The following is a 21,145-nucleotide window of genomic DNA, read 5'->3' on the forward strand; positions in this document are numbered from 1 at the left end:
TTTCCTTGTCAGGATACGTCGCTGGCTGGCGGCTATGCTGGGCTTGCTGGCGAGCGTAGCGGCATGTTTTGGGCATGGATGCGTATCGTGGAAGGCATGGCCAATGCTGGAAAGCCGTTCGATATCGTGTGTGTAAGTATACGGGGCTGCTAACCTCCAATGCTGGTAATGATTTTGCAGCATTTGTGAGGCGCTGGCAAAAGCTGGTTATTGGATCGGATCGGCAGTGATCGATGCTTCAGATTTTCCCGCCTGAGCCGTGAGCGTCTTTTTTGTGGTCGGTATCCGGCTTGATAAGCGTCATCTCGGTACCATCGTTCAAAATCCCCAAATCCTGGCATCCAGAGTCTATGGCGCGTGCCTGAACATCACTTAAGCGCGCGCGGACAAATGGTTCTGGCTCGAAATGCCAAAAGCCTTCCGCAAACGACTGACAGCGGAAGATATCATCACCGATCAGGCTGAGGGCGTAGAGTGGCATACCGCTGAGCGACCAACCGGCTGATTAGCATGATGTCGAGAAAACCGTCGCAAACTCCGCGAACAACCAGGCCACAGGCAAACGATCCATCGGCACGTTGTATAAACGCGTTCGCAACGGCCAACAGCGCGCCGAGGTGCGGTTCGATGGGATCGCTGGATGCCTACGTACTGCAACGGGCGGCAGCAGCCGCCAAACCGTCATGATCGTGGAAGGCAAGAAAGTTCGCTCACGGTTGCTTGCGCCGCGTGAGGCCGCACGCCTCATGGGACTGCCGGATCACTATAAATTGCCGCAAAAATATAATGATGCGTACCAGCTCTGCGGCGTGGTGTAGCAGTACCGGTCGTGCATTTCCTCGCAAAGACAGTATTTGAGCCGGTATTGGCGCGGATTGACGCATCGGAAGCCAAGAATTCTCAGTTTTACAACTGCATAATCCGTTGTAGCGGACTGAAAATAAATCCGGTTAATCTCTGCCGGTATGTCATCAAACTCACGTTCGCCATCCTCCGCCATCGATACTGTCGAAATGCCTTTCGACACCAATGCTCTGCGCAAAGGTTTAAAGGCATTCCTCGACCAGCCGGTGAGTGATCCGCGCGCGCCCGGCGTCAAGCGTCTGGGCGGTTATAAGTTCGGCGTATATGCGTTTTACGATTATGATGATGAGCCGATCTATGTCGGACAGACCCGCGAAAAACTCTCTGGCCGTATCGGCAGGCATCTGACCAACCAGCGTACCGACGCGGTGGCAATGAATGTGCTTGATCCCTACGAGGTTTATGCTGTCGCGGTATGGCCATTGCCAGAATTTGAAGCGCGGTCGGGCAGTGATGCCGAGGTGAAAGCGCACCTTAACGCGCTCGAAGCTGCTGTGTTCAATCAGCTGATGAAAGAATCAAAATTCAGTGCTGTGTTGAATGAGAAAATTCCACTTTCGGCAAAGCAATCAAACCGCCCAAGCCTTTATAAGGGTGTGATCATCAGTGATGAGGTGCGGGAAATTCGTGGGCATCCTGATGTACGCCGCGCGCCGCGCTGCCACGCCTTGCCCGCCTGTCGCAGGTGATCTGTGAACGCGGCGACGTCCAGCCGGACTGCGCCGCACGTTGCCGTTCAGGCCGAGCGGCTCGCCAGCTTGCTAAAAGCGGTAAGCGGTTTGAGGCGCTAGCCATCGCAGAAGATGCCACCAAGATGATGATTGGCCCTGCGAGGTTAACTTAATGAATGCGGCACGCGACATCGACATTTTCGCCAAAATAAGTTCGTTAAGGAGCTGGAGGAAGAGAACGCCGCTATCTTTGCGAGCGCTGGCCTCTCGATTTCTGCAGGCTTTGTAAGCTGGAAGGGCTTGCTTACGCCTATAGCACATGCACTCGGCCTAAACATTGATGCCGAAACGGATTTAATTTCCATTGCTCAGTATCATCTGAATGAAAAACAAAGTCGTTCCGATCTTAACCAGGAATTGATTGAACAGTTTTCACGCGGCCATGTGGCGAGTGATAACCACCGTATCCTTGCGCGGCTTCCGATCAAAACCTATTGGACAACAAACTATGATAAGCTGATCGAGGAAACGCTCGCCAGTGTTGGTAAGATTCCGGATGTCAAATATACCGTCGATCAGCTAAAGAATACCAAGCCTAAGCGTGATGCATTGGTCTATAAAATGCATGGTGATATCGACCATCCAGACGATGCGGTACTAACCAAGGATGACTACGAGCGCTATAGTTCAACGCGTGAGCCATTTGCCACCGCATTGCGCGGCGATCTGGTTTCTAAAGCCTTCCTCTTTCTTGGCTTCAGCTTCACTGATCCCAATTTGGATTACATTCTGAGCCGTGTGCGCCTCAGCCTACAAGATAAGCCGCGTCAGCATTACTGCATTCTGAAGCGTCCACTGCGGGACGAATATCCTGACGATACTACCTTTCAGTATGCCACTCTGAAGCTGAATCTGCAGATCAACGATTTAAAGCGCTTCGGCGTACAGACCCTGCAAATAGATCGGTACGAGGATTTGACGGCGATCTTGCGTCACATCGAAGATCGCTTCCGCCAGCGCACCATTTTCATTTCTGGCGCGGCGCATGAATATGGCAACGGGTACACGCCTTCAGGTGCAGAGGAGTTTATCCGCAAGCTCAGCGAAGCGATTATTGTGAAGGATTATAAAATTGTTTCAGGTTTCGGCCTTGGTGTCGGGAGCCATGTAATCACCGGGGTTCTTCAACATATCTATGAGGCAAAAAGCCAGAAGCTGCACGACCAGCTGCTATTGCGGCCATTTCCCCAAAGTGAAAAAGGCAAAGAAGCGTGGGCTGCTTACCGTGCGGATATGATCAGTTACGCTGGCATCGCTATTTTTCTATTCGGCAATAAATTAGTAGGCGGTAAAGTGGTACTTTCAGACGGCATGCGCAGCGAGTTTGAGATTGCCAAAGCACAGGGGCTTCGCTTGCTGCCGATTGGCGCTACAGGTTTTATGGCACAGGAGCTGTGGGCCGAAATGAATGCAGATTTTGAGAGCTATTATCCGAAAGCACCGGACGCGTTAAAAACCGCATTTGCCGAGCTGAATGATCCAACCGCCGATCATGTAAAGTCGGTGACGACCATTATTGATATTTTAAAGAGGAATTAACAATGGCTCGCACAGTATTTTTTAGCTTCCATTACCAGCGCGATGTTTTCCGTGTACAGCAGGTGATGAACCATCACGTTACCAAAGGCAGTTATACAAATGCTGGCTTCTTTGATGGGTCACTCGAGGAAAAGGCCAAAAAAGATGGCGATCAAGCTGTTAAAAATATGATCGACAAAGGCATGGTAGGCTCCAGCGTTTTGTGCGTCCTCATCGGGAATGAAACTTGGTCTCGTCGCTGGGTACTTTACGAAATCCTGAAGGCAGTTGAGAACGGCATGGGCATTTTTGGTATCCGGATTCATCAAGTTAAAGACCCCAAAACTGGTGCAGATACTGCGGGCGGTAGTCCGTTCTACGCTTTAGGTTACGGTGATCGGCAGGGGAATATTCAGCCTATGATCAACTATAAAGAAGGCGGATGGAAAAATGCGCCTATGCTTGGTGAGATTTCACGAAAGGCCGCCCTGTACCTTCCCACCGCCGACTCGTTCGCGCTGGATGGTAAATTTGCGATCTACGATTGGGTAGACAACGATGGCTATAACAACTTTGGGAAGTGGGTGGAAGCCGCCGCACGACAAGCTGGCCGTTAAGCCTTGTAATTGTCTCTGATTTCTACAGCTTTCTCAACCCATCCATCAATGTTGGTTTTGATGTGATCGTACACATTTGTACTGATTGAGTATGGCGGATCATAGACCTTCACCGTGTCAGAAAGTTTCTTCCCGTCGATTGTTACGCTGTCAAAAGGATTAGAGCCTTTGGTGGATTGCGCGCTATCCTTATCTTTTAGATTGTGAACGTAAATACCAACGACGCCTTTTTTGGCATCCCACGCTTTTTTGATTTCATGCTTTATCCATTTTCGTCCAGCCGTTTCACTGCCGATTAGAACAACAATGCAGGACTTTCCTTTCATTTGGTCATCAATCCATGTCTCAATTGCAGAGTCGCCACCTTTGGTTACGCTTTCCCAATCGTTGTCGGAGACGGCTTGGTTGCCCTCTACAACGCCCATGTTTCTAACTTGCGACGCGCGCCAATTATCTGGCTTGTAGTGGAAACTGAAAAAAACCTTGCGACCCATAATCTACCTCAGAATGCTATACTATTTCATACATTTGCAGATAAATTAGTCGCAAAGATTTGTTTTGGCAAATCGCATTTAGACGTGTTCCATATCAGCACAAAAAACATGCACGCGCATCGTGTCAGCACGATGTCAACAATAGGCTTGGCAATGTTTGGAAATGTGCGTAGATTGACCTCGTGCCGCTAGGGGCTGAAACCCGCTGATTTTGGTATTGTTTGGCATTTATTGTTATTGTTAATCAATAACTTAAATGGCTTTCGTAATGATGGGGTCGTAGGTTCGAATCCTATAGGCGGCACCATTTCCCTCAAAAATCACTGATACAAAAACAAATCCGCGAGCATTTCTGCTGCGCGGATTCAAATGTCATCTTTAAGTTACCACACCTCGGCATGGTGCCGGGAGTTGTAATCGCCTAAATACGAGCGCAGGCCTATTCCCCTTGCGGGTATTGTATTGAGCCTACTCCCGACGCATGAGCGTGCGGAAGCAGGGCTTTGTGATACGAGCCTACTTTAAAAACTTAATCGCAGTATTTAGGGGATTACAGCCCCCTCAGGAGATACGATAAAATGTTGAGCAATCAATGTCAAAGCAATCAGCCAACAATTCGTCTGTCGACATGCAGTAAGGCTTCGGCCTGCTGAAGCTGGATTCTCTTGATTTCAAGCTCCTGCTTTCGCAGATCGAGGACGATATCTTTCATCGCTTCGGTGATGGCGAATTTGATATCCTTCTCGGTCAGCTCGATATGGCTACACTTGCTGCAGAGCTTGTCCTCAAAGACCTGCTCTATCTTGCAAAGCACGCACTCGCTCAGATGCTGTAGGTCATAGGGGCTGAGGCTATAAAAATGATCGGCGAATTTTAAATAAGGATTTTCCATTGTCTACTCCTGTGATATGGTTGATGAAATTCCCCAAGCGGGGGAATAACCATATTCACGAGCTGACAACCCATAATTGATATGGATAAGGTTTGCACAACTTATTAGTTTGTCGCCACCCTTCCAAATCCTCGTGTTTCACATCGTATAGTCTGCTTGTTCAAGCGACTGACATCGAAGCGATTAAACGGCTCATCCAGATTGCCCAACGTCTTTCCGGCTCTAAAATTCTGCACATAATAAGTGCCGCTGAATCCAAGATTTTCCAGATGTTTCAATATGGAATTGATGTCTTCTTCATCCAGCAGATCAGCGTGGACGGTGGTGCGGATTTCAAGCGGAATGCCAGACGCGATAAGCAGCTTCAGGGAACGCTCGAATAGCGTATAGCCATCAAACCCTGTGATGCTCTGGAACAGATCGGGCGGTGCTTTGTAATCCAGTGCCACATAGTCAATCAGCTGCTCGTCGAGCATTTCTTCCAGCATGTCGGGGTTAGTTCCGTTGGTATCCACCTTCACTCTGAAGCCGAGTGATTTAAGGTAGCGAGCGAATTCTGGAAGCTGCACACTCATCATGCACTCACCGCCCGATAGCACGACGCCTTCGAGCAGGCCTTTGCGTGATTCAAGAAATTCGATCACCTGTGCGGACGGTAATTTGGCAAGCTCTCCCTTCACCAGTTCAGGATTATGGCAATAGCTACATGCCATATTGCACCCGGAGAACCACAAAATACAGGCGGTATGCTCAGGGTAATCCTGAAAGGTGAAGGGAGTGATGCTCGTGATGGGGAGCTTGTTTAATGCCCGCTGCAACACGCGCTCTCCGTGGTAAAGAGCGGCAGGTGTGGCGACGCATTTTCTTTGAAATGCTTGCGCTCCTTATGCTCACCTTTCTTGCCGAGGTTGAAGCTGGCCACCGGACGGTGATAGCCCATCACCCGCGTCCAGACGAGCGTCTCTTTGCCGCAGTCAGGGCAATGGGATTGCTCACCCGTGAGGTAGCCGTGGGTTTCGCACACCGAGAACACGGGCGTGATGGTGATGTAAGGTAAGCGATAATTCTCAATCACCTTCCGCACCAACCGTTTGCAGGCTTCACCGGAGGAAATCTGTTCGCTCATATAAAGGTGCAGCACGGTGCCGCCAGTATATTTGCATTGCAGCTTGTCCTGCAGGTTCAGCGCCTCGAACGGGTCTTCGGTATAGCCTACGGGAATCTGCGTGGAGTTGGTGTAGTAGATATTCTCCTCGCAGCCCGCCTGGATGATGGTATTGCCATACGCCTTGCGGTCTTCTTTGGCAAAGCGGTAGGTGGTGCCTTCGGCGGGTGTGGCTTCGAGATTGTAGAGATGCCCTGTTTCTTCCTGAAACTTCTTCAGCTCTACGCGCATATAATCGAGAATCTCCTCGCAGATTTTCATGCCGCGCGGATCGGTGATATCATAGGTATCGCCGGTGAAGTTACGCACCATCTCATTCATGCCATTCACGCCAATGGTGCTGAAATGGTTACGTAGGTGTGGTAGGTAACGGCGCGTATAGGGAAACAGGCCACGATCATACATTTCCTGAATAAAGACGCGCTTTTTCTCCAGCGTGGATTTAGCGAGAGTCATCAGCCGTTCGGTTTCCTGAATTAGCCCCAGCATATCGCCTTGGTATCGGTGGCCAAGCCGTGCCATATTGAGCGTCACCACGCCTATCGACCCCGTCATCTCCGCCGAGCCGAACAGGCCGTTGCCGCGTTTCATCAGCTCACGCAGATCAAGCTGCAAGCGGCAGCACATGCTGCGCACTGCGTGCGGCGCATAGGCATCGGGATTCTGCACCTTTTCGCCCTGTTCGTTCAGCATATACTGGCTGCCGATGAAGTTCTGGAAATACGAGCTGCCGATTTTGGCGGTGTTCTCGAACAGTGCCTTGGCGACAGGGCTTTCCCAATCGAAATCCTCCATCACGTTGACGGTCGGAATCGGGAAGGTAAAGGGCTGGCCGTGCGAATCACCCTCCGTCATCACCTCGTAGTAGGCGATGACGATTTGCTCCATCTCCGGCTGGAAGTGTTTGTACGTCATGTCTTCGAGGTTGGTGACGCCACGTTTAGCTGCTTCCGCCAGAATTTCAGGATCATCAATATCACGGAACAGGTGGGTACAGTTCGCGGTCGGGAAGTTATCGCGCAGATCTGGCGGCACGGTGATATCAAGCGTGATATTGGTGAACGGGCTTTGCCCCCAGCGCGCCGGAACATTCAGGTTATAAACGAACTGGCGGATGGCCTTTTTGATCTCGATGAAAGGCAGCCTATCTTTGAACACATAAGGAGCAAGATAGGTATCGAACGAGCTGAAGGCTTGCGCGCCCGCCCATTCGGATTGCAGAATGCCGAGGAAATTCGCCATTTGCCCCAACGCCTCGCGGAAATGGCGCGGCGGACGGCTCGACACTTTCCCAGCAACACCATTGAAGCCCTCATCGAGCAGCGCGCGCAGGCTCCAGCCCGCGCAGTAACCCGTGAGGCAATCGAGATCGTGAATGTGGTAATCGGCGCGGCGGTGCGCTTGCCCTTCTTCGGGCGAATAGACATTATCGAGCCAGTAATTGGCGATAATCTTGCCTGCCGAGTTATTGATCAGCCCCGCATTGCTGTAAGCGGTGTTCGCATTGGCATTGACCCGCCAATCCTGCTGTAAAATATATTCCTCTACCGCTTGTTTGCAGCTTACTAGCGTGTCCTGCGCGGTGGCGCGATTGCGGCTTAGGATAAATGATTTAAGGGTTTTAACGTAACCCGCTGCTGCAAGCTCGTCCTCGATCACGCTTTCCATCGCGCTATCGGCCAGTGCCTCTTTTGAGGTGGAGAGTAACGACATGAACGCATCGAAACTGCCTTCGCCCGATGCCACAAACGCCTCCTTCAGGCTCGCATGTACCGAGAGCGAAAAGACATTCGGCTTCTGAGCAGCGGGCTGCAGCGCACGCGGCAATTGGGTAGTGGTGGGCGTTGGTGTGGCAGTTTCGGTTAGTTGCATAGAATCCCCCTTGTTTTGACTATATGTTGGTGCTTTAGGCGGAGCTGATACTACATCTTGTGTCTAATGGGTGCATTTGACCCAGATCAAGTTCTCTAAAAAAGGGATAAACGGTGTGATATTTCCTCTAAGATGTTGGTTTGACTTCGATATGCTCGCCGAAGGATTTCAGCATCCCGACCGTTTGCTTCAAGTCGTCATGGGTGGTGCGGGGGTTGATCGTGCACATGCGCAGAACATGTTTGCCGCCAAGGATGGTTGGGCTGAGCATCGCATAGCCAGAATAGATGATGTCTTGCGCAATATGATTATTCAGTTCGTTCAGTGCCGATTCATCCAATCCATCTGCGCGGTAACGGAAAGTGATGATGCCCAGCTGTGCGGGCGTGATAATTTCCCAGCAATCACCGTTGCGTAGTAGCGATTCGACAATTTCGGCGTTCTCTATGCCCTTGGTGATGGCCGCACGGAACGCGTCCACGCCGAAGGCCTTGAGCGACAGCCAGAGCTTGAGCGCACGGAATCCACGTGTCAGCTGCACGCCGTAATCACAGAAATTGATCTGCTCGGCGCATTGCTCATTGAGCTTCAGATACTCCGCCGAGAAGCGGAAGGTGTTTTTCAGATGCTCGCGGTTGCGCACCAGTACGCAGCCGATCTCATAAGGCTGGAACATCCATTTATGCGGGTCAATGCCCAGCGAGTCTGCCAGCTCTATACCTTCGAGCACTTTGCGTCCGCGCTCAGTAATGGCTGCGCTACCACCATACGCACCGTCCACATGCAGCCACAGGCCTTCGGCTTTGCAAAACGCGGAGAGTTCCTTGATAGGATCAGCCGCACCGGCGTTGGTGGTTCCGGCATTGGCCACCACGCAAAATGGCACCAGCCCTTGCAGCCGATCCGTCGCGATCTGCTGGCGCAATGCATCCACTGAAAGGCGGAAGGTCGCGTCGGAGGCAATCTTGCGAAGTTGGAACTGCTGGAAACCCAGAATCTTGAGACCTTTGGCTACGGATGAATGGGTTTGATCCGAGAAATACACCGTGGCGTTGGTGGTATTGCCTGCCAACATCACATGCCGTGCCACCGCTAGCCCTGTCATATTCGCCATCGAGCCGCCGCTGACAAATAACCCGCCTGCATCTTGCGGAAAGCGGAATAGCTCACGCAGCCACTCAATGGTAGTGACTTCGATCTGCGCCACACCGGACGGACCGATAAATGCTCCGCTGAAGACGTTAAATGAGGAAGCAATCGCATCCGCCATGGCGCTGACAAAGTTGCTTGGCCCCGGCACGAAGGCAAAATAACGCGGGTGATCCAGATGCGTCATCTGGTCAAACACATGGGTTTTAAGCTGCGCGAGAAGCTGTTCAACAGGCACGGCCTGCGTCGGCATCGGCTCGTGCAGGCCTTCGGTAATATGCTCCAGCGTGGATGGTGTGGTGACGGGTAAGTCCTTAAGACCAGCGAAATGATCAACAATCAGGCCAAATACCTTCTCCGCCATACGGCGCATGTCATCTTCGGGCAGCGTCAGAAGTGGTGGTTGATTATCCATCTTTGCCATCCAGTCTTGGGCGAAGAAGAATCGGCGTATACATCACCACAAAGATGCCGTAAGCGGTGAGCCAACACAAAGCCGCAAGCTGAAATCCTGTCATCGTATCCATCGGCAGACACCAGCCAAATACGCGAAGCAATGCGGCCAGATTAATCGCCACAAATGCGATATGCATGGCTTTTCCGATTTCCAGAGGCCTGCCGCTATGCCCCAGCGATACACGCGCAATCATACCGAGAATGAGTGTGCCCATCGCACCAGCGGTCAGGCTGTGGGTGGCAAAGGCCGCAGGCACTGAAAGCTCCATCAGCACGGCTGCTTTGGCAAAGAAGCTGAAGATCAGCCAGATGTAGCCTGCATGCAGCACCCATAGCAGCGGAATGCTGAAGGTTTTGGCTGTTTGCCAGGAAGTAAATCGCCAGAGATTCACTACGCCCGCTGCGATGAAAAGCAAATACAGCCATGGCGCATCGGGTGCAATGGCGTTGCACAGAACAGCAAGCGCCGTACAAATCATCGTGAGCTTTTCGATGCGTGGGTTGCGTGTGACGCTAATACCCAGTCGTCGCTCGGTGAAGAAGGGAATCACCCGCCCGCCAATCAGCGTCATCATGAGTGTGACGACACCAAGGCCAAGGCGGATGCCTGCATCGGCATATTCATCGTGCGTGAGCCCGGATGCCAATGCCAAAAGCAGCAATAACGCGATGAATCCGTAATTGCGTTTATTGTTTGAACGAATGAGCGCAGGCGCAATCGCAAGCGCACAGCCCACGAAAAAACTGGCATCCACTACCATTACCAGCGTTTCAGGCAGCTTTGCTGACATGAACACGCACGCACGTCCGGCGCACCAAAGCCCTGTGAGGGCTGCCAAACGTGATCCTTTCACGGTAGGAAGCCCCGTCCAGTTGGGTACTGCCGTGAGCAAAAACCCTGCAATAATCGCACCCACAAAACCAAACAGCATTTCATGGCGATGCCACTCCACCATACCCCATCTGCTAGGCAGCTCCGTCGCCATGCCGCTTATCAGCAGGATGAAATAGCCAAGCACCAAGAGTCCCCACAGACTGCCAAGCAGAAAGAATGGCCGAAAGCCAAGCCGGAACAAGGCAAATCCGTTTAGCAATGGTCTTTCAGGCTCGGAGATATTGATTAAGGTCATGTGCAGCGCCTTCCATATTGGGATGTGATGGCGATGCTACGGCTCAAACACACAAAAACACTTGAGCCGGATCAATTCGTATGACGCTTTTACCCATTAGGTTTTCGTGCATGATGATCACTTCTATGAGGACACTATGACGAACCGCCGACTACTACTGACAAGCGCACTAACACTGTGCATCGCTGCCAGCTTTCCAGCCTATGCTGCTGATCCTGTTGCAACGTCCGCAGCACCGAAGAGCGAATTCGCCAAGGCGCTGACAGAGGGTAAACCAATCCTCGATGCGCGCTATCGCTATGAATATGTCGATCAGGATGGACTTGCTGACGAAGCCAACGCGCATACGATCCGCACGCGCTTGGGCTATGAAACGGGCAAGTTCAAAGATTTCAGCACACTGCTGGAGTTTGAGAATATCACCGATATTGGCGGAGAAAATTACAACGATACAATCAACGGGAAAACGTCCCACCCAACGGTGGCTGACCCGGAAGATACCGCGCTTAACCGTCTGCAGCTGACCTATACGGGGCTGCCCGATACGGCACTGGTGCTGGGTCGTCAAAACATCGTGCTGGACAACCAGCGTTTCGTGGGTGGTATCGCATGGCGGCAGAATGACCAGACATTCGATGCTATCAGCGTGAAGAATAATACGCTCAAAGACACCACGCTGTATTACGCCTATGCCAATCAGGTGAATCGTATCTTTGGCACGGATTCACCTGTGGGAACATGGGATGACAGCCATATCCACTTAATCAACGGCTCCTATGCTGGTCTGCCTTTTGGCAAAATCACGGGTTATAGCTACCTGCTCGATATTCAGGATTCACTGGCGCTCTCCAGCGCCACTTACGGCGCACGGTTTGAAGGAAAACATCCAGTAGCGGAAGGCGTCGTTGGTTTGCTGAACCTCGAATACGCCCACCAGAATGATTATGCTGATAATCCCAACAGCATCAGCTTCAATTATTACTCTATCGAGCCTGGGGTGACGTTTGGCCAGTGGACGCTTAAAGGACAATATGAATCCATCGAGGGCGACGGCACGAATGCGATGCAATTTGCGCTCGGCACCAACCATGCGTTCGATGGCTGGGTGGATAAATTCCTCACTACACCCGCAAACGGCTTGGTCGATGCCAATATCGGCATCACCTATGTCGCCAAGTCGGAGAATGCGTGGCTGAACGGCACGAAGGCGATGTTGGTGTATCATGATTTCTCAGCCGAACGCGGCAGTGCCGATTACGGCACGGAGTGGGATGCCTCAGTCGAGCAAACCTTCCAGCAATACTACACGGCAGGCATCAAGCTCGGCGCTTACAATGCCGATGATCTCTATACCGACACGGTGAAGATCATGCCGTACTTGCAGGTGAAGTTTTAGATATTGCCCGTTGACAATATAGTTAGGACTCCTTACTTATATGACTTCCCAGCAATGGTGTTGGGACTCATTAACTATGGAGTTACCTATGTCTTCTAAAGCCGTATTTTATCATGCTGGCTGCCCAGTTTGTGTTTCCGCCGAACAACAAGTGCTCGACATTGTTGATCGTAACAAAGTCCAGCTTGAAGTGGTGCATTTTGCCCAAGGTGGCAAAGACCGGATTGCTGAAGCAGAAAAAGCTGGTGTTAAGTCAGTTCCCGCGCTCGTCATTGATGGTAATGTTCTGCATATCAATTATGGTGCGAGCATGAACGATGTAAAAAAAGCTGTCGCGTAATACAGCAATCAGGCGAGTGGGTTTGTACCTGCTTGCCTGATTTACCACATTGTGAGGACTCATGAAATTTGACGTATACGACACCTACGCGACATCCAACGCAGGAAAGACTATTCATTTTGATGTGTTCTTACCAAGCGGCGGTAGTAAAGAAACCGCCGTGCAACATGCGCGGACGTTTTTAGAATCGATTGGCGAAGCCGCAGATGCAGTCAAATCCGAGCGTTGTAATTTTTGCCATAGCGAAAATGCCCCTCCTTTTGTTGAAGCGGAGATTGCCAAATCCGGGCATTACATTCTACAAATGGAAGGCTGCCCCAATCCCTACCGATGAGTAAGAGCATGAATGAAAATACAAAAATAGTGTTGGGTATTGAACGCCTATCAACGTTGTTTCGTGCTGCTTTGTGGGACGAGGCCAAACAATGTGGTTTAAGCCCTCTGCAAGTGCAGATCATGCTGTTTATCGCGTCTCATACGCAAACACTGAATAATGTGTCGTGCCTGGCAAAAGAATTTGGCGTCACAAAAGCAACCGTGAGCGATGCTGTGCGGACGCTTCTCGGAAAGAAACTACTCAAAAAGCAATCTGGCGATGATGCCAGAGCATTTTCTCTGCACCTCACCGCAGGCGGCCATAAGCAACTGCAAGAACTTGCCTCGCTTACCAAGCGTTTTGATGAAACACTTTCCTTGATTCCTGAAAGTGAGCGCGAAAGGATATGGGAAGGCTTGCTATTGCTCATCGGGCATTTACAAAAAACTGGCGTGATCCCGCTGCGGATGTGCTTTAGCTGCCAGCATTTTGAAAAGCGCAAAGGCGTACCCTATTGCAATTTATTGCAACAATCACTGCATCTGGAAGATATCCGCCTCGATTGCCAAGAACACCTTTTAGCCGCATAACACAGAGCCTACCTGAGGCTTCTCGTGTCCCTTTGAGTCCACCCAGTTGTGACACCAGAAGCGGTGCATCTCTTTATCGTAGTAAAAGTTATCTGGATGAAACATTGGGCAAGGCTTCTGCCCTCGGCAGTAATTACGTGGGGTTACGCTTTTATCTGTATGGGTGCAGCCGGGACATATATCGACCGCTAACGCCAACCCCACCCGCATCGCCGTATCTTCAGCATCTTCTCTCATAAGAACCTGCCTTTCTGGATAGAACCCCACCTCTACCATACTGAGTTAAAATAAGAAAAAGTCATTGATTTAGATCAATGACAAAGAAGAATCCTTGGATTAGTTCACCAGAGGACTGCTGGCACGCTCCAGAGTAATACCCGCAATACTTGCTTGTCCAGCGAGTATCTTCACATACTGCTTCATCGCTTGTTGCTCGCTGGCTTCCTGCAGATATTCTGCTATCGACTCACGCACGGCAGCAAAAGGTGCCACGTTGCTGCCCTGATCTCTGAATATGGACGGATTGCGCTGATAATAACGCTCGCATTCTTCTTCCGTCGGCGTTGGTACAGTGATTTCCTGTTCGAGAAGGCTGTTCACCAGATATTCCCGTGCCAGCTCCGTATCGTCCTGCTCCACCGGAGGTGTGATGCCAAGCCGTGACGCTTCCTGACATAAAAGCTCACGAATGGTGAGTGCGAGCGCGGCTTGATATTGTGCTTCGGCAACATTCTCGGCGGGATGGTATTGCATTTCTGCAAACACTTCATCATCCGTGATTTCAACTTTATTCACAAATACGGGCATAGTTATCTCCTCGCTGCTCGGCTACGCACGACTTGATAAGGTCGCCATACATAACGCACTGGTGCGCTTAAAATATGCACCAGACGGGTGAAGGGAAACAGGAAGAAAATGAACATCCCCAGAATCAAATGCGCCTTGTAAGGCCATGCCAGCGGCTCAATCAACTCTGGATGAGCACCCTGGAAGGTGATGATGCTCTGGCACCATTCTGACAGCGCCATCATCACACTGCCATCAGAATGGCCGAGTGAGTATGGAATCGTCGTTAGCCCAAGCACCAGCTGCACCCAGAGGATAACCAGAATTGCTACATCTGCCGGTGCACTGGTCACGCGTACCCGTGCTACAAACAATCTGCGGACGCACAGAATGGTCAGGCCGATAAAACAGATCGTGCCGAAAAGCCCACCCATCACAATCGCAACCATCTGCTTATTCTCTGCACTGATGACGTGATGGTACACGCTGTGCGGCGTGAGCAGCCCGATCAGATGCCCGAAAAATAGGAAAATCACGCCGATATGAAACAGGATATTGCCAACACGCAGGCCTTTATCCGCCAGAATCTGGCTTGAGGCAGCGCGCCATGAATAAGGCTCGCGGTCATAACGGATGATGGTGCCAAGCACCATCACCACCAGCACAATGTAGGGCAACATGCCAAAGAAAAACTCATGAAAGAAAGTAATCATATCCGTTGCTCCATTGCTTGTGGTTTCCCTCCGCCACATCCACCGCCACCACAGCTTCCTCCGCCGCAGCCACCTGCAGAAGCTGCGGGTGCGCTAGCGCCGAGGAACTCAATGGGTTTTTCTTCCCATTCCTTATCCATCGCAGCGAAATCAATCACCTCTGGTCGCGGTCTTGGTATTACTTTTACAGGTTCTTTGCCCATAAACCGGATCAGGCTATCGAGGATGACGTGCTGCGCCGCTCCACGCTCGGCCAGACGTTTGCTGAGTGCTTCAATCACATGCAGTGGGTCGCCCAACATTTCGACGGCTTCATGGTTTGGCAGAATAGAGAGAAACTCCAGAAACACTGGGAGATAATCTGGCAATTCACTCGCCGATAGTTCGTAACCATGCTCCGCATACATCCCTGCCAGATCGACCATGGCCTGACCGCGATCCCGCGATTCACCATGCACATGCTCAAACAAATGCAGTGAGAGCGAGCGCACGCGGTCGAATGCATCGACATACGCCTCCTGCAAATCAAACAGGTTGCTTTCCGCTGCATCTGCCGCAAAGGCATGAATTGCCTCTCTGTCTTGCGGCTTTAAGATAGCCTCACGGTTAATAAGCTCGGCGAGTTCGACCACTCCTTCCTGCCATTCCGTTGTCGGATAGCAAAGCAAGATGCCAAGGGCCTTGAAGGTTTGAAATTTAGCTGCTGGCATGGGTGCCTCCGAACAGGTTTTTACGTTTTGGTTTACTGAACATGTTGTAATCGTTGCCGCCGCTGTTACAGCCATCGCCGAACGAGAAGCCACAACCAGAACGGACATCAAAGGCCGACATCGCATATTCTTTGTGCGAAGTGGGTATGACATAACGATCTTCGTAGTTTGCAATCGCCATATAGCGATACATTTCCTCGACCATTGCCTCGCTTGTATTGGTTTGTTTCAGCACTTCGGTGTTCACGACCCCGTCCACATGGCGGGAGCGCATGAAGCTACGCATCGCAAGCATCCTCTCGAGCGCAACCACTACCGGCTCAACTTTACCAGCCGTGAGCAGATTTGCCAGATACATCACCGGAATGCGAAGGCTTTTTACATCGGGAATCACCCCATTCATCCCCATATCACCACTTTCTGCAGCGTTCTGAATCGGCGAAAGTGGCGGGATATACCATACCATTGGTAGGGTGCGGTATTCCGGATGCAATGGGAATGCAATCTTCCATTCCATTACCATTTTATAGACGGGGGAACGTCTAGCAGCATCCATCCAACTATCAGGAATCCCTTCCGCTTTCGCTGCGGCAATCACTTCGGGATCATTTGGATCAAGAAACATATTTAGCTGCGCCTGATACAAATCCTTCTCATCTTCGGTGCTTGCAGCTGCCTCAATCTTATCCGCATCATAGAGTAGTACGCCCAGATAACGGATACGGCCGACGCAGGTTTCCGAGCATACGGTTGGCTCACCCGCTTCAATACGCGGATAACAGAAGGTACATTTCTCTGACTTGCCAGACTCCCAGTTGAAGTAGATTTTTTTGTACGGACAACCGGAGACGCACATGCGCCAGCCACGGCATTTATCCTGATCGATCAGCACAATGCCATCTTCCTCTCGCTTGTAAATCGCGCCCGATGGGCACGCAGCCACGCAGGTGGGGTTCAGGCAATGCTCACACAAGCGCGGCAGATACATCATGAAGGTGTTTTCAAACTGGCCGTACATTTCCTTCTGCACGTTCTCGAAATTGTAATCCTTCCCGCGATGCTCGAACTCACCGCCAAGGATTTCTTCCCAGTTTGGCCCACCGACCACCTTGTCCATTTTCTTACCCGTAATGACCGACACGGGCTGGGCAGAAGGCATGGTTTTCGATTCCGGCGATTTTTGCAAATGCTCGTAATCGAAGGTGAATGGCTCGTAGTAATCATCGATAGACGGCATATTCGGATTGGCGAAGATATTCGCCAAGCTCCGCCATTTACCGCCTTGCTTGGGTTGCAGTTTGCCGTTTTTCTTGCGCGTCCAGCCGCCATTCCAACGCTTCTGGTTTTCCCAGTCTTTCGGATAACCAATACCAGGCTTGGTTTCAACGTTGTTAAACCACGCATATTCAACCCCACGACGCGACGTCCATACGTTTTTGCAGGTGACCGAACAGGTGTGGCAACCGATGCATTTGTCCAGATTGAGGACTTTACCGATTTGTGCTCTTACTCTCATTGCCTTATGCTCCCTGTTTGCCAAGCGCGGTTTGCTCTAAGCGTGGAATCTCGCCGTGGAAGAGCTTGTCGCCGTAGCTGTCTTCGTTCATCCATTCCACCTTATCCATCTTACGCAGCACGACGAATTCGTCGCGGTTACTGCCCACCGTTCCGTAATAGTTAAAGTCATACGAAAGCTGTGCATAGCCACCAATCATGTGCGTAGGTTTTAGTACGGTGCGTGTAACGGAATTGTGGATACCACCGCGTGCGCCGGTGATTTCACTGCCCGGTACGTTCACAATTTTCTCCTGCGCGTGGTACATCATCATCATGCCTTCCGGTACGCGCTGGCTGACCACCGCACGCGCCGTGAGCGCGCCGTTGGCATTGTAGGCTTCCACCCAGTCATTATCGATGACACCGATTTTTTTCGCATCGATCTCCGAAACCCAGATGATTGGTCCACCACGCGATAGCGTTAGCATCAGCAGATTATCTGTATAGGTCGAGTGAATACCCCATTTCTGGTGCGGCGTGATGAAGTTCAGCACCACCTCCTTACGGCCTTTGCCGAAGCGCTTGCTCACCTCGTCCGTGGTTTTCAAATCTACCGGCGGTTTGTAGGTGCAAAGCTGCTCGCCGAATGCCCGCATCCACGAATGATCCTGATAAAGCTGCTGACGGCCTGTCAGTGTGCGCCACGGAATCAGCTCATGCACGTTGGTGTAGCCTGCCGTGTAACTCACATGCTCAGATTCAATCCCGCTCCATGTCGGTGACGAGATAATCTTGCGCGGTTGCGCCTGAATATCACGATAGCGGATTTTCTCATCCTCGCGGGTATCCGCCAGATGCGTATGATCGCGCCCTGTGGCCTCACCGAGCGCTTTCCACGCTTTCACCGCCACTTCACCGTTGGTTTCCGGTGCCAGCATCATGATGGTTTCCGCCGCATCAATCGCAGTTTCAATACGCGGTTGACCTTTGCTGATGCCTTCTTCGGTAACAGTGTAGTTCAAATCCGCTAGCGCCTTCAGCTCATGCTCGGTATTCCACGAGACGCCTTTGCCGCCATTGCCTAGTTTGGCAAGCATTGGCCCAAGCGAGGTGAATTTCTTATAGGTATTTGGATAGTCCCTCTCTACCAGATGTACACTTGGCATGGTTTTACCTGGAATAGGCTCACACTCACCACGCATCCAGTCTTTGACATCAATACCTTGGGCAATTTCATTTTGTGTATCGTGCTTGATGGGGTTTAAGACCACATCCTGCTCGACACCTAAATGCCCTACGCAAACTTCAGAGAATTTCTTGGCAATGCCTTTATAAATATCCCAGTCTGTGCGTGATTCCCATGCCGGATCAACTGCCGCAGAAAGCGGGTGAATGAAGGGATGCATATCGGAAGTATTCAGATCGTGCTTTTCATACCAGGTCGCGGTCGGCAGCACGATATCCGAGTACATACACGTCGTGGACATGCGGAAATCGAGTGTAACCAGCAGGTCGAGTTTGCCTTCAGGGGCTTTATCGTGCCAGACCACTTCCTTGCTTAGGCTTCTTCCTTCTTCGCCTAAATCCTTGCCCTGAACGCCATGCTGCGTACCCAGCAAATGCTTGAGGAAATATTCATGGCCTTTACCGCTAGAGCCTAGAATATTCGAGCGCCAGACAAACATATTGCGCGGCCAGTTTTGCGGTGCATCGGGATTATGGCAGGAGAGTTTTAGTTCGCCCGATTTCAGCCCAGCCGCAACCGCAGCCCCCACGGCCTCACCCGAATCTTTGATAATTTTACCCAGCTCTAGCGGGTTACGCTCCATTTGAGGCGCAGAAGGCAACCAGCCCATACGCTCGGACTTGGCATTGCAGTCAATGAAAGAAGCATTTTTCCAATCCGTATTATCTTCCAGCGGCGAGAGAATCTCTTCCATTTTGAGCTTCTCATAGCGCCATTGGTCGGTATGGGCATAGAAGAACGAGGTGGAGTTCTGCTGACGCGGTGGGCGATTCCAGTCGGTGGCAAATGCCAGTGGTGCCCAGCCAGTTTGTGGGCGGAGTTTTTCCTGACCTACATAATGGCTCCAGCCACCGCCCGATTTACCGATACACCCACACATCACCAGCATATTGATGATCGCGCGGTAGTTCATGTCCATGTGATACCAGTGGTTCATCGCCGCACCGATAATCACCATCGATTTGCCGTGGGTTTTATGGGCATTCTCTGCAAACTGACGCGCCACGTTGATCACATGCTCACGCTTGACGCCAGTAATATGCTCCTGCCAAGCGGGGGTATAAGGCACATCATCGTCAAACGAGCTGGCAACATTGCCGCCGCCAAGGCCACGATCCACGCCATAATTGGCAATGAACAAATCGTAGCAGGTGGTAACGATGGCTTCACCGTCTTTGAGTTTCATTTTAATCGCAGGAATATTGCGCTCTAAAATACTGGCATGATCGGTCGAATTAAAATGCTCATGCTCCAGATTGCCGAAATATGGGAACGCCGCACTGACCACTTCGCGCTTGCTGTGCTCCATAAGCGAAAGCAATGGCCAGAGTTCCTCACCCGTGACCTCGTCTTTCGGCTCCAGATTCCATTTGCCTTTCTGTCCCCAGCGCGAACCAATCGTGCCATTCGGGATACGCACTTTCTCTTCATGGCCGCACATAATCACTGGCTTCCAGTCCGGATTATTGTCCGTACCCATATTGCCTTCAAAGTCGGAGGCGCGCAGCATACGCTCCGGCACCAGATAGCCATCCTTATTTTTGATTAAGCGCACAAGAAACGGCATGTCCGTGTACATGCGGCAGTAATCATCGAAATAATCGCTTTTGCCTTTCACATGCCATTCGGCGGCAATCACATGCCCCATCGCCATGGCGAGTGCGGCGTCGGTACCTTGTTTGGGGTGCATCCACAAATCGCAGAGTTTGGCGACTTCGGAATAATCGGGCGTAACGGCCACGGTTTTTGCGCCTTTGTAGCGCACCTCGGTGAAGAAGTGGGCATCCGGCGTGCGCGTTTGCGGCACATTGCTGCCCCAGGCAATAATGAAATTGGAGTTATACCAGTCAGCGGATTCTGGCACGTCTGTCTGCTCGCCCCATGTTTGCGGGCTGGAAGGAGGCAGATCGCAATACCAGTCGTAAAAGCTCATACATACGCCACCAATCAGCGACAGGTAGCGCGATCCTGCGGCGTAGGACACCATTGACATGGCAGGAATCGGCGAGAAGCCGATGATACGGTCGGGTCCGTGCTGCTTTGCCGTATAGACGTTGGCGGCAGCAATGATTTCATTCACTTCATCCCAATCGGTGCGAACAAAGCCGCCCAGACCGCGCACTTTCTGATAGGATTTGCGGGTTTGCTCGTTACCCACTACCGCTGCCCATGCATTCACAGGGTCTTTGGCGATTTTTTTCGCATCGCGGTAGGCTTTCAGCAAGCGGCTGCGAATGAGCGGGTATTTCAAGCGGTTGGCGCTATAGAGATACCAGGAATAGCTTGCGCCACGCGAACAACCACGCGGCTCATGGTTCGGCATATCCGGGCGGGTGCGCGGATAGTCCGTTTGTTGCGTTTCCCATGTGACAAGACCGTTTTTCACATAAATCTTCCAGCTGCACGAGCCAGTGCAATTCACGCCATGGGTGGAGCGCACAATTTTGTCATGCTGCCAGCGATCACGGTAGGTGTGCTCCCACTCGCGTGACTCATCGGTGGTGATACCGTGGCCGCCCGCGAATGGCTCTTTCACTTGTTTGAAAAAGGTCAGCTTGTCGATTAAATAGCTCATATTGTGCTCTTCCTAGGATGTTATGCTGCTGGATGTTAGGTGGCGAACTGCCTCGCGTGATTGATGTGGATCAACTTCTCGCTTTTTC

Annotated in this window: 21 protein-coding genes; 9 read left to right on the forward strand and 12 right to left on the reverse strand. The window is 51.4% G+C overall.

Features of this window, described 5'->3' with window-relative positions; all coding sequences use genetic code 11:
- A partial coding sequence (locus IPP74_10580; GenBank protein MBL0319714.1) for a DNA cytosine methyltransferase occupies positions 1 to 153 on the forward strand: 153 nt, incomplete at its 5' end.
- 85 nt (positions 154 to 238) lie between these two features.
- On the opposite strand, the gene IPP74_10585 is transcribed toward IPP74_10580, so the two are convergent.
- Entirely contained in the window at positions 239 to 481 is a 243-nt protein-coding gene (locus IPP74_10585; GenBank protein ID MBL0319715.1) for a hypothetical protein, read from the reverse strand.
- 136 nt (positions 482 to 617) lie between these two features.
- On the opposite strand from IPP74_10585, the gene IPP74_10590 reads away from it, so the two are divergent.
- The 4 genes from IPP74_10590 to IPP74_10605 all read left to right on the forward strand — a co-directional run bounded on the left by IPP74_10590 (position 618) and on the right by IPP74_10605 (position 3,730).
- Entirely contained in the window at positions 618 to 818 is a 201-nt protein-coding gene (locus IPP74_10590) for a DNA cytosine methyltransferase (protein ID MBL0319716.1), read from the forward strand.
- Between the two features lie 147 nt (positions 819 to 965).
- Positions 966 to 1,553: a GIY-YIG nuclease family protein gene (locus IPP74_10595; GenBank protein ID MBL0319717.1), complete on the forward strand. Its 588-nt coding sequence runs from the start codon at positions 966 to 968 to the stop codon at positions 1,551 to 1,553.
- Positions 1,554 to 1,835: 282 nt separating this feature from the next.
- On the forward strand, positions 1,836 to 3,134 hold the full coding sequence (locus IPP74_10600; protein MBL0319718.1) for an SIR2 family protein: 1,299 nt from the start codon (positions 1,836 to 1,838) through the stop codon (positions 3,132 to 3,134).
- Between the two features lie 2 nt (positions 3,135 to 3,136).
- The gene (locus IPP74_10605; protein MBL0319719.1) at positions 3,137 to 3,730 is read left to right on the forward strand and encodes a TIR domain-containing protein; all 594 of its coding nucleotides are present in this window, start codon (positions 3,137 to 3,139) and stop codon (positions 3,728 to 3,730) included.
- Here IPP74_10605 and IPP74_10610 read toward each other — a convergent pair.
- The 6 genes from IPP74_10610 to IPP74_10635 all read right to left on the reverse strand — a co-directional run bounded on the left by IPP74_10610 (position 3,727) and on the right by IPP74_10635 (position 10,888).
- A complete protein-coding gene (locus tag IPP74_10610) occupies positions 3,727 to 4,224 on the reverse strand; it encodes a TIR domain-containing protein (protein MBL0319720.1) in 498 nt (165 codons plus the stop codon). The two genes, IPP74_10605 and IPP74_10610, sit on opposite strands and share 4 nt — an antisense overlap.
- Positions 4,225 to 4,828: 604 nt before the next feature.
- Positions 4,829 to 5,116, reverse strand: coding sequence for a hypothetical protein (locus IPP74_10615; GenBank protein MBL0319721.1), 288 nt, complete (start codon positions 5,114 to 5,116; stop codon positions 4,829 to 4,831).
- 104 nt (positions 5,117 to 5,220) lie between these two features.
- Positions 5,221 to 5,937, reverse strand: coding sequence for an anaerobic ribonucleoside-triphosphate reductase activating protein (locus tag IPP74_10620; GenBank protein MBL0319722.1), 717 nt, complete (start codon positions 5,935 to 5,937; stop codon positions 5,221 to 5,223).
- On the reverse strand, positions 5,919 to 7,994 hold the full coding sequence (locus tag IPP74_10625) for a ribonucleoside triphosphate reductase (protein MBL0319723.1): 2,076 nt from the start codon (positions 7,992 to 7,994) through the stop codon (positions 5,919 to 5,921). Before IPP74_10625 ends, IPP74_10620 begins: the two co-directional genes overlap by 19 nt.
- A 286-nt stretch (positions 7,995 to 8,280) precedes the next feature.
- Positions 8,281 to 9,726, reverse strand: a complete 1,446-nt coding sequence (locus tag IPP74_10630) for an aminotransferase class I/II-fold pyridoxal phosphate-dependent enzyme (GenBank protein ID MBL0319724.1) — start codon at positions 9,724 to 9,726, stop codon at positions 8,281 to 8,283.
- Entirely contained in the window at positions 9,710 to 10,888 is a 1,179-nt protein-coding gene (locus IPP74_10635; GenBank protein ID MBL0319725.1) for an NnrS family protein, read from the reverse strand. Before IPP74_10635 ends, IPP74_10630 begins: the two co-directional genes overlap by 17 nt.
- A 136-nt stretch (positions 10,889 to 11,024) precedes the next feature.
- Here IPP74_10635 and IPP74_10640 point away from each other — a divergent pair, with 136 nt between their 5' ends.
- From IPP74_10640 to IPP74_10655, 4 genes are all read left to right on the forward strand, one after another.
- Positions 11,025 to 12,284, forward strand: coding sequence for an alginate export family protein (locus IPP74_10640; protein ID MBL0319726.1), 1,260 nt, complete (start codon positions 11,025 to 11,027; stop codon positions 12,282 to 12,284).
- Positions 12,285 to 12,372: 88 nt separating this feature from the next.
- Positions 12,373 to 12,624: a thioredoxin family protein gene (locus tag IPP74_10645; GenBank protein MBL0319727.1), complete on the forward strand. Its 252-nt coding sequence runs from the start codon at positions 12,373 to 12,375 to the stop codon at positions 12,622 to 12,624.
- A 61-nt stretch (positions 12,625 to 12,685) separates the two neighbouring features.
- Entirely contained in the window at positions 12,686 to 12,958 is a 273-nt protein-coding gene (locus IPP74_10650) for a DUF2024 family protein (protein ID MBL0319728.1), read from the forward strand.
- An 8-nt stretch (positions 12,959 to 12,966) separates the two neighbouring features.
- On the forward strand, positions 12,967 to 13,530 hold the full coding sequence (locus IPP74_10655; protein MBL0319729.1) for a winged helix-turn-helix transcriptional regulator: 564 nt from the start codon (positions 12,967 to 12,969) through the stop codon (positions 13,528 to 13,530).
- 336 nt (positions 13,531 to 13,866) lie between these two features.
- Here IPP74_10655 and IPP74_10660 read toward each other — a convergent pair whose 3' ends face one another.
- From IPP74_10660 to IPP74_10680, 5 genes are read right to left on the reverse strand one after another with little or no spacing between them, the layout of a single operon-like run.
- Positions 13,867 to 14,337: a peptidyl-prolyl cis-trans isomerase gene (locus IPP74_10660; protein MBL0319730.1), complete on the reverse strand. Its 471-nt coding sequence runs from the start codon at positions 14,335 to 14,337 to the stop codon at positions 13,867 to 13,869.
- Positions 14,338 to 14,339: 2 nt separating this feature from the next.
- Positions 14,340 to 15,029, reverse strand: a complete 690-nt coding sequence (gene narI, locus IPP74_10665) for a respiratory nitrate reductase subunit gamma (GenBank protein ID MBL0319731.1) — start codon at positions 15,027 to 15,029, stop codon at positions 14,340 to 14,342.
- Complete coding sequence (gene narJ, locus IPP74_10670) at positions 15,026 to 15,697, reverse strand: nitrate reductase molybdenum cofactor assembly chaperone (GenBank protein ID MBL0319732.1); 672 nt, start codon at positions 15,695 to 15,697, stop codon at positions 15,026 to 15,028. Before narJ ends, narI begins: the two co-directional genes overlap by 4 nt.
- 28 nt (positions 15,698 to 15,725) lie before the next feature.
- Positions 15,726 to 17,255 carry a nitrate reductase subunit beta gene (narH, locus tag IPP74_10675; protein MBL0319733.1) on the reverse strand — a complete coding sequence of 510 codons (1,530 nt, stop codon included), beginning with the start codon at positions 17,253 to 17,255 and terminating at the stop codon, positions 15,726 to 15,728.
- A 4-nt stretch (positions 17,256 to 17,259) separates the two neighbouring features.
- Entirely contained in the window at positions 17,260 to 21,057 is a 3,798-nt protein-coding gene (locus IPP74_10680) for a nitrate reductase subunit alpha (GenBank protein ID MBL0319734.1), read from the reverse strand.
- Positions 21,058 to 21,145: the final 88 nt, after the last annotated feature.

The organism is Alphaproteobacteria bacterium, from assembly GCA_016722515.1.
In the GTDB taxonomy this organism is placed as follows: Bacteria; Pseudomonadota; Alphaproteobacteria; order Rickettsiales; family JADKJE01; genus JADKJE01.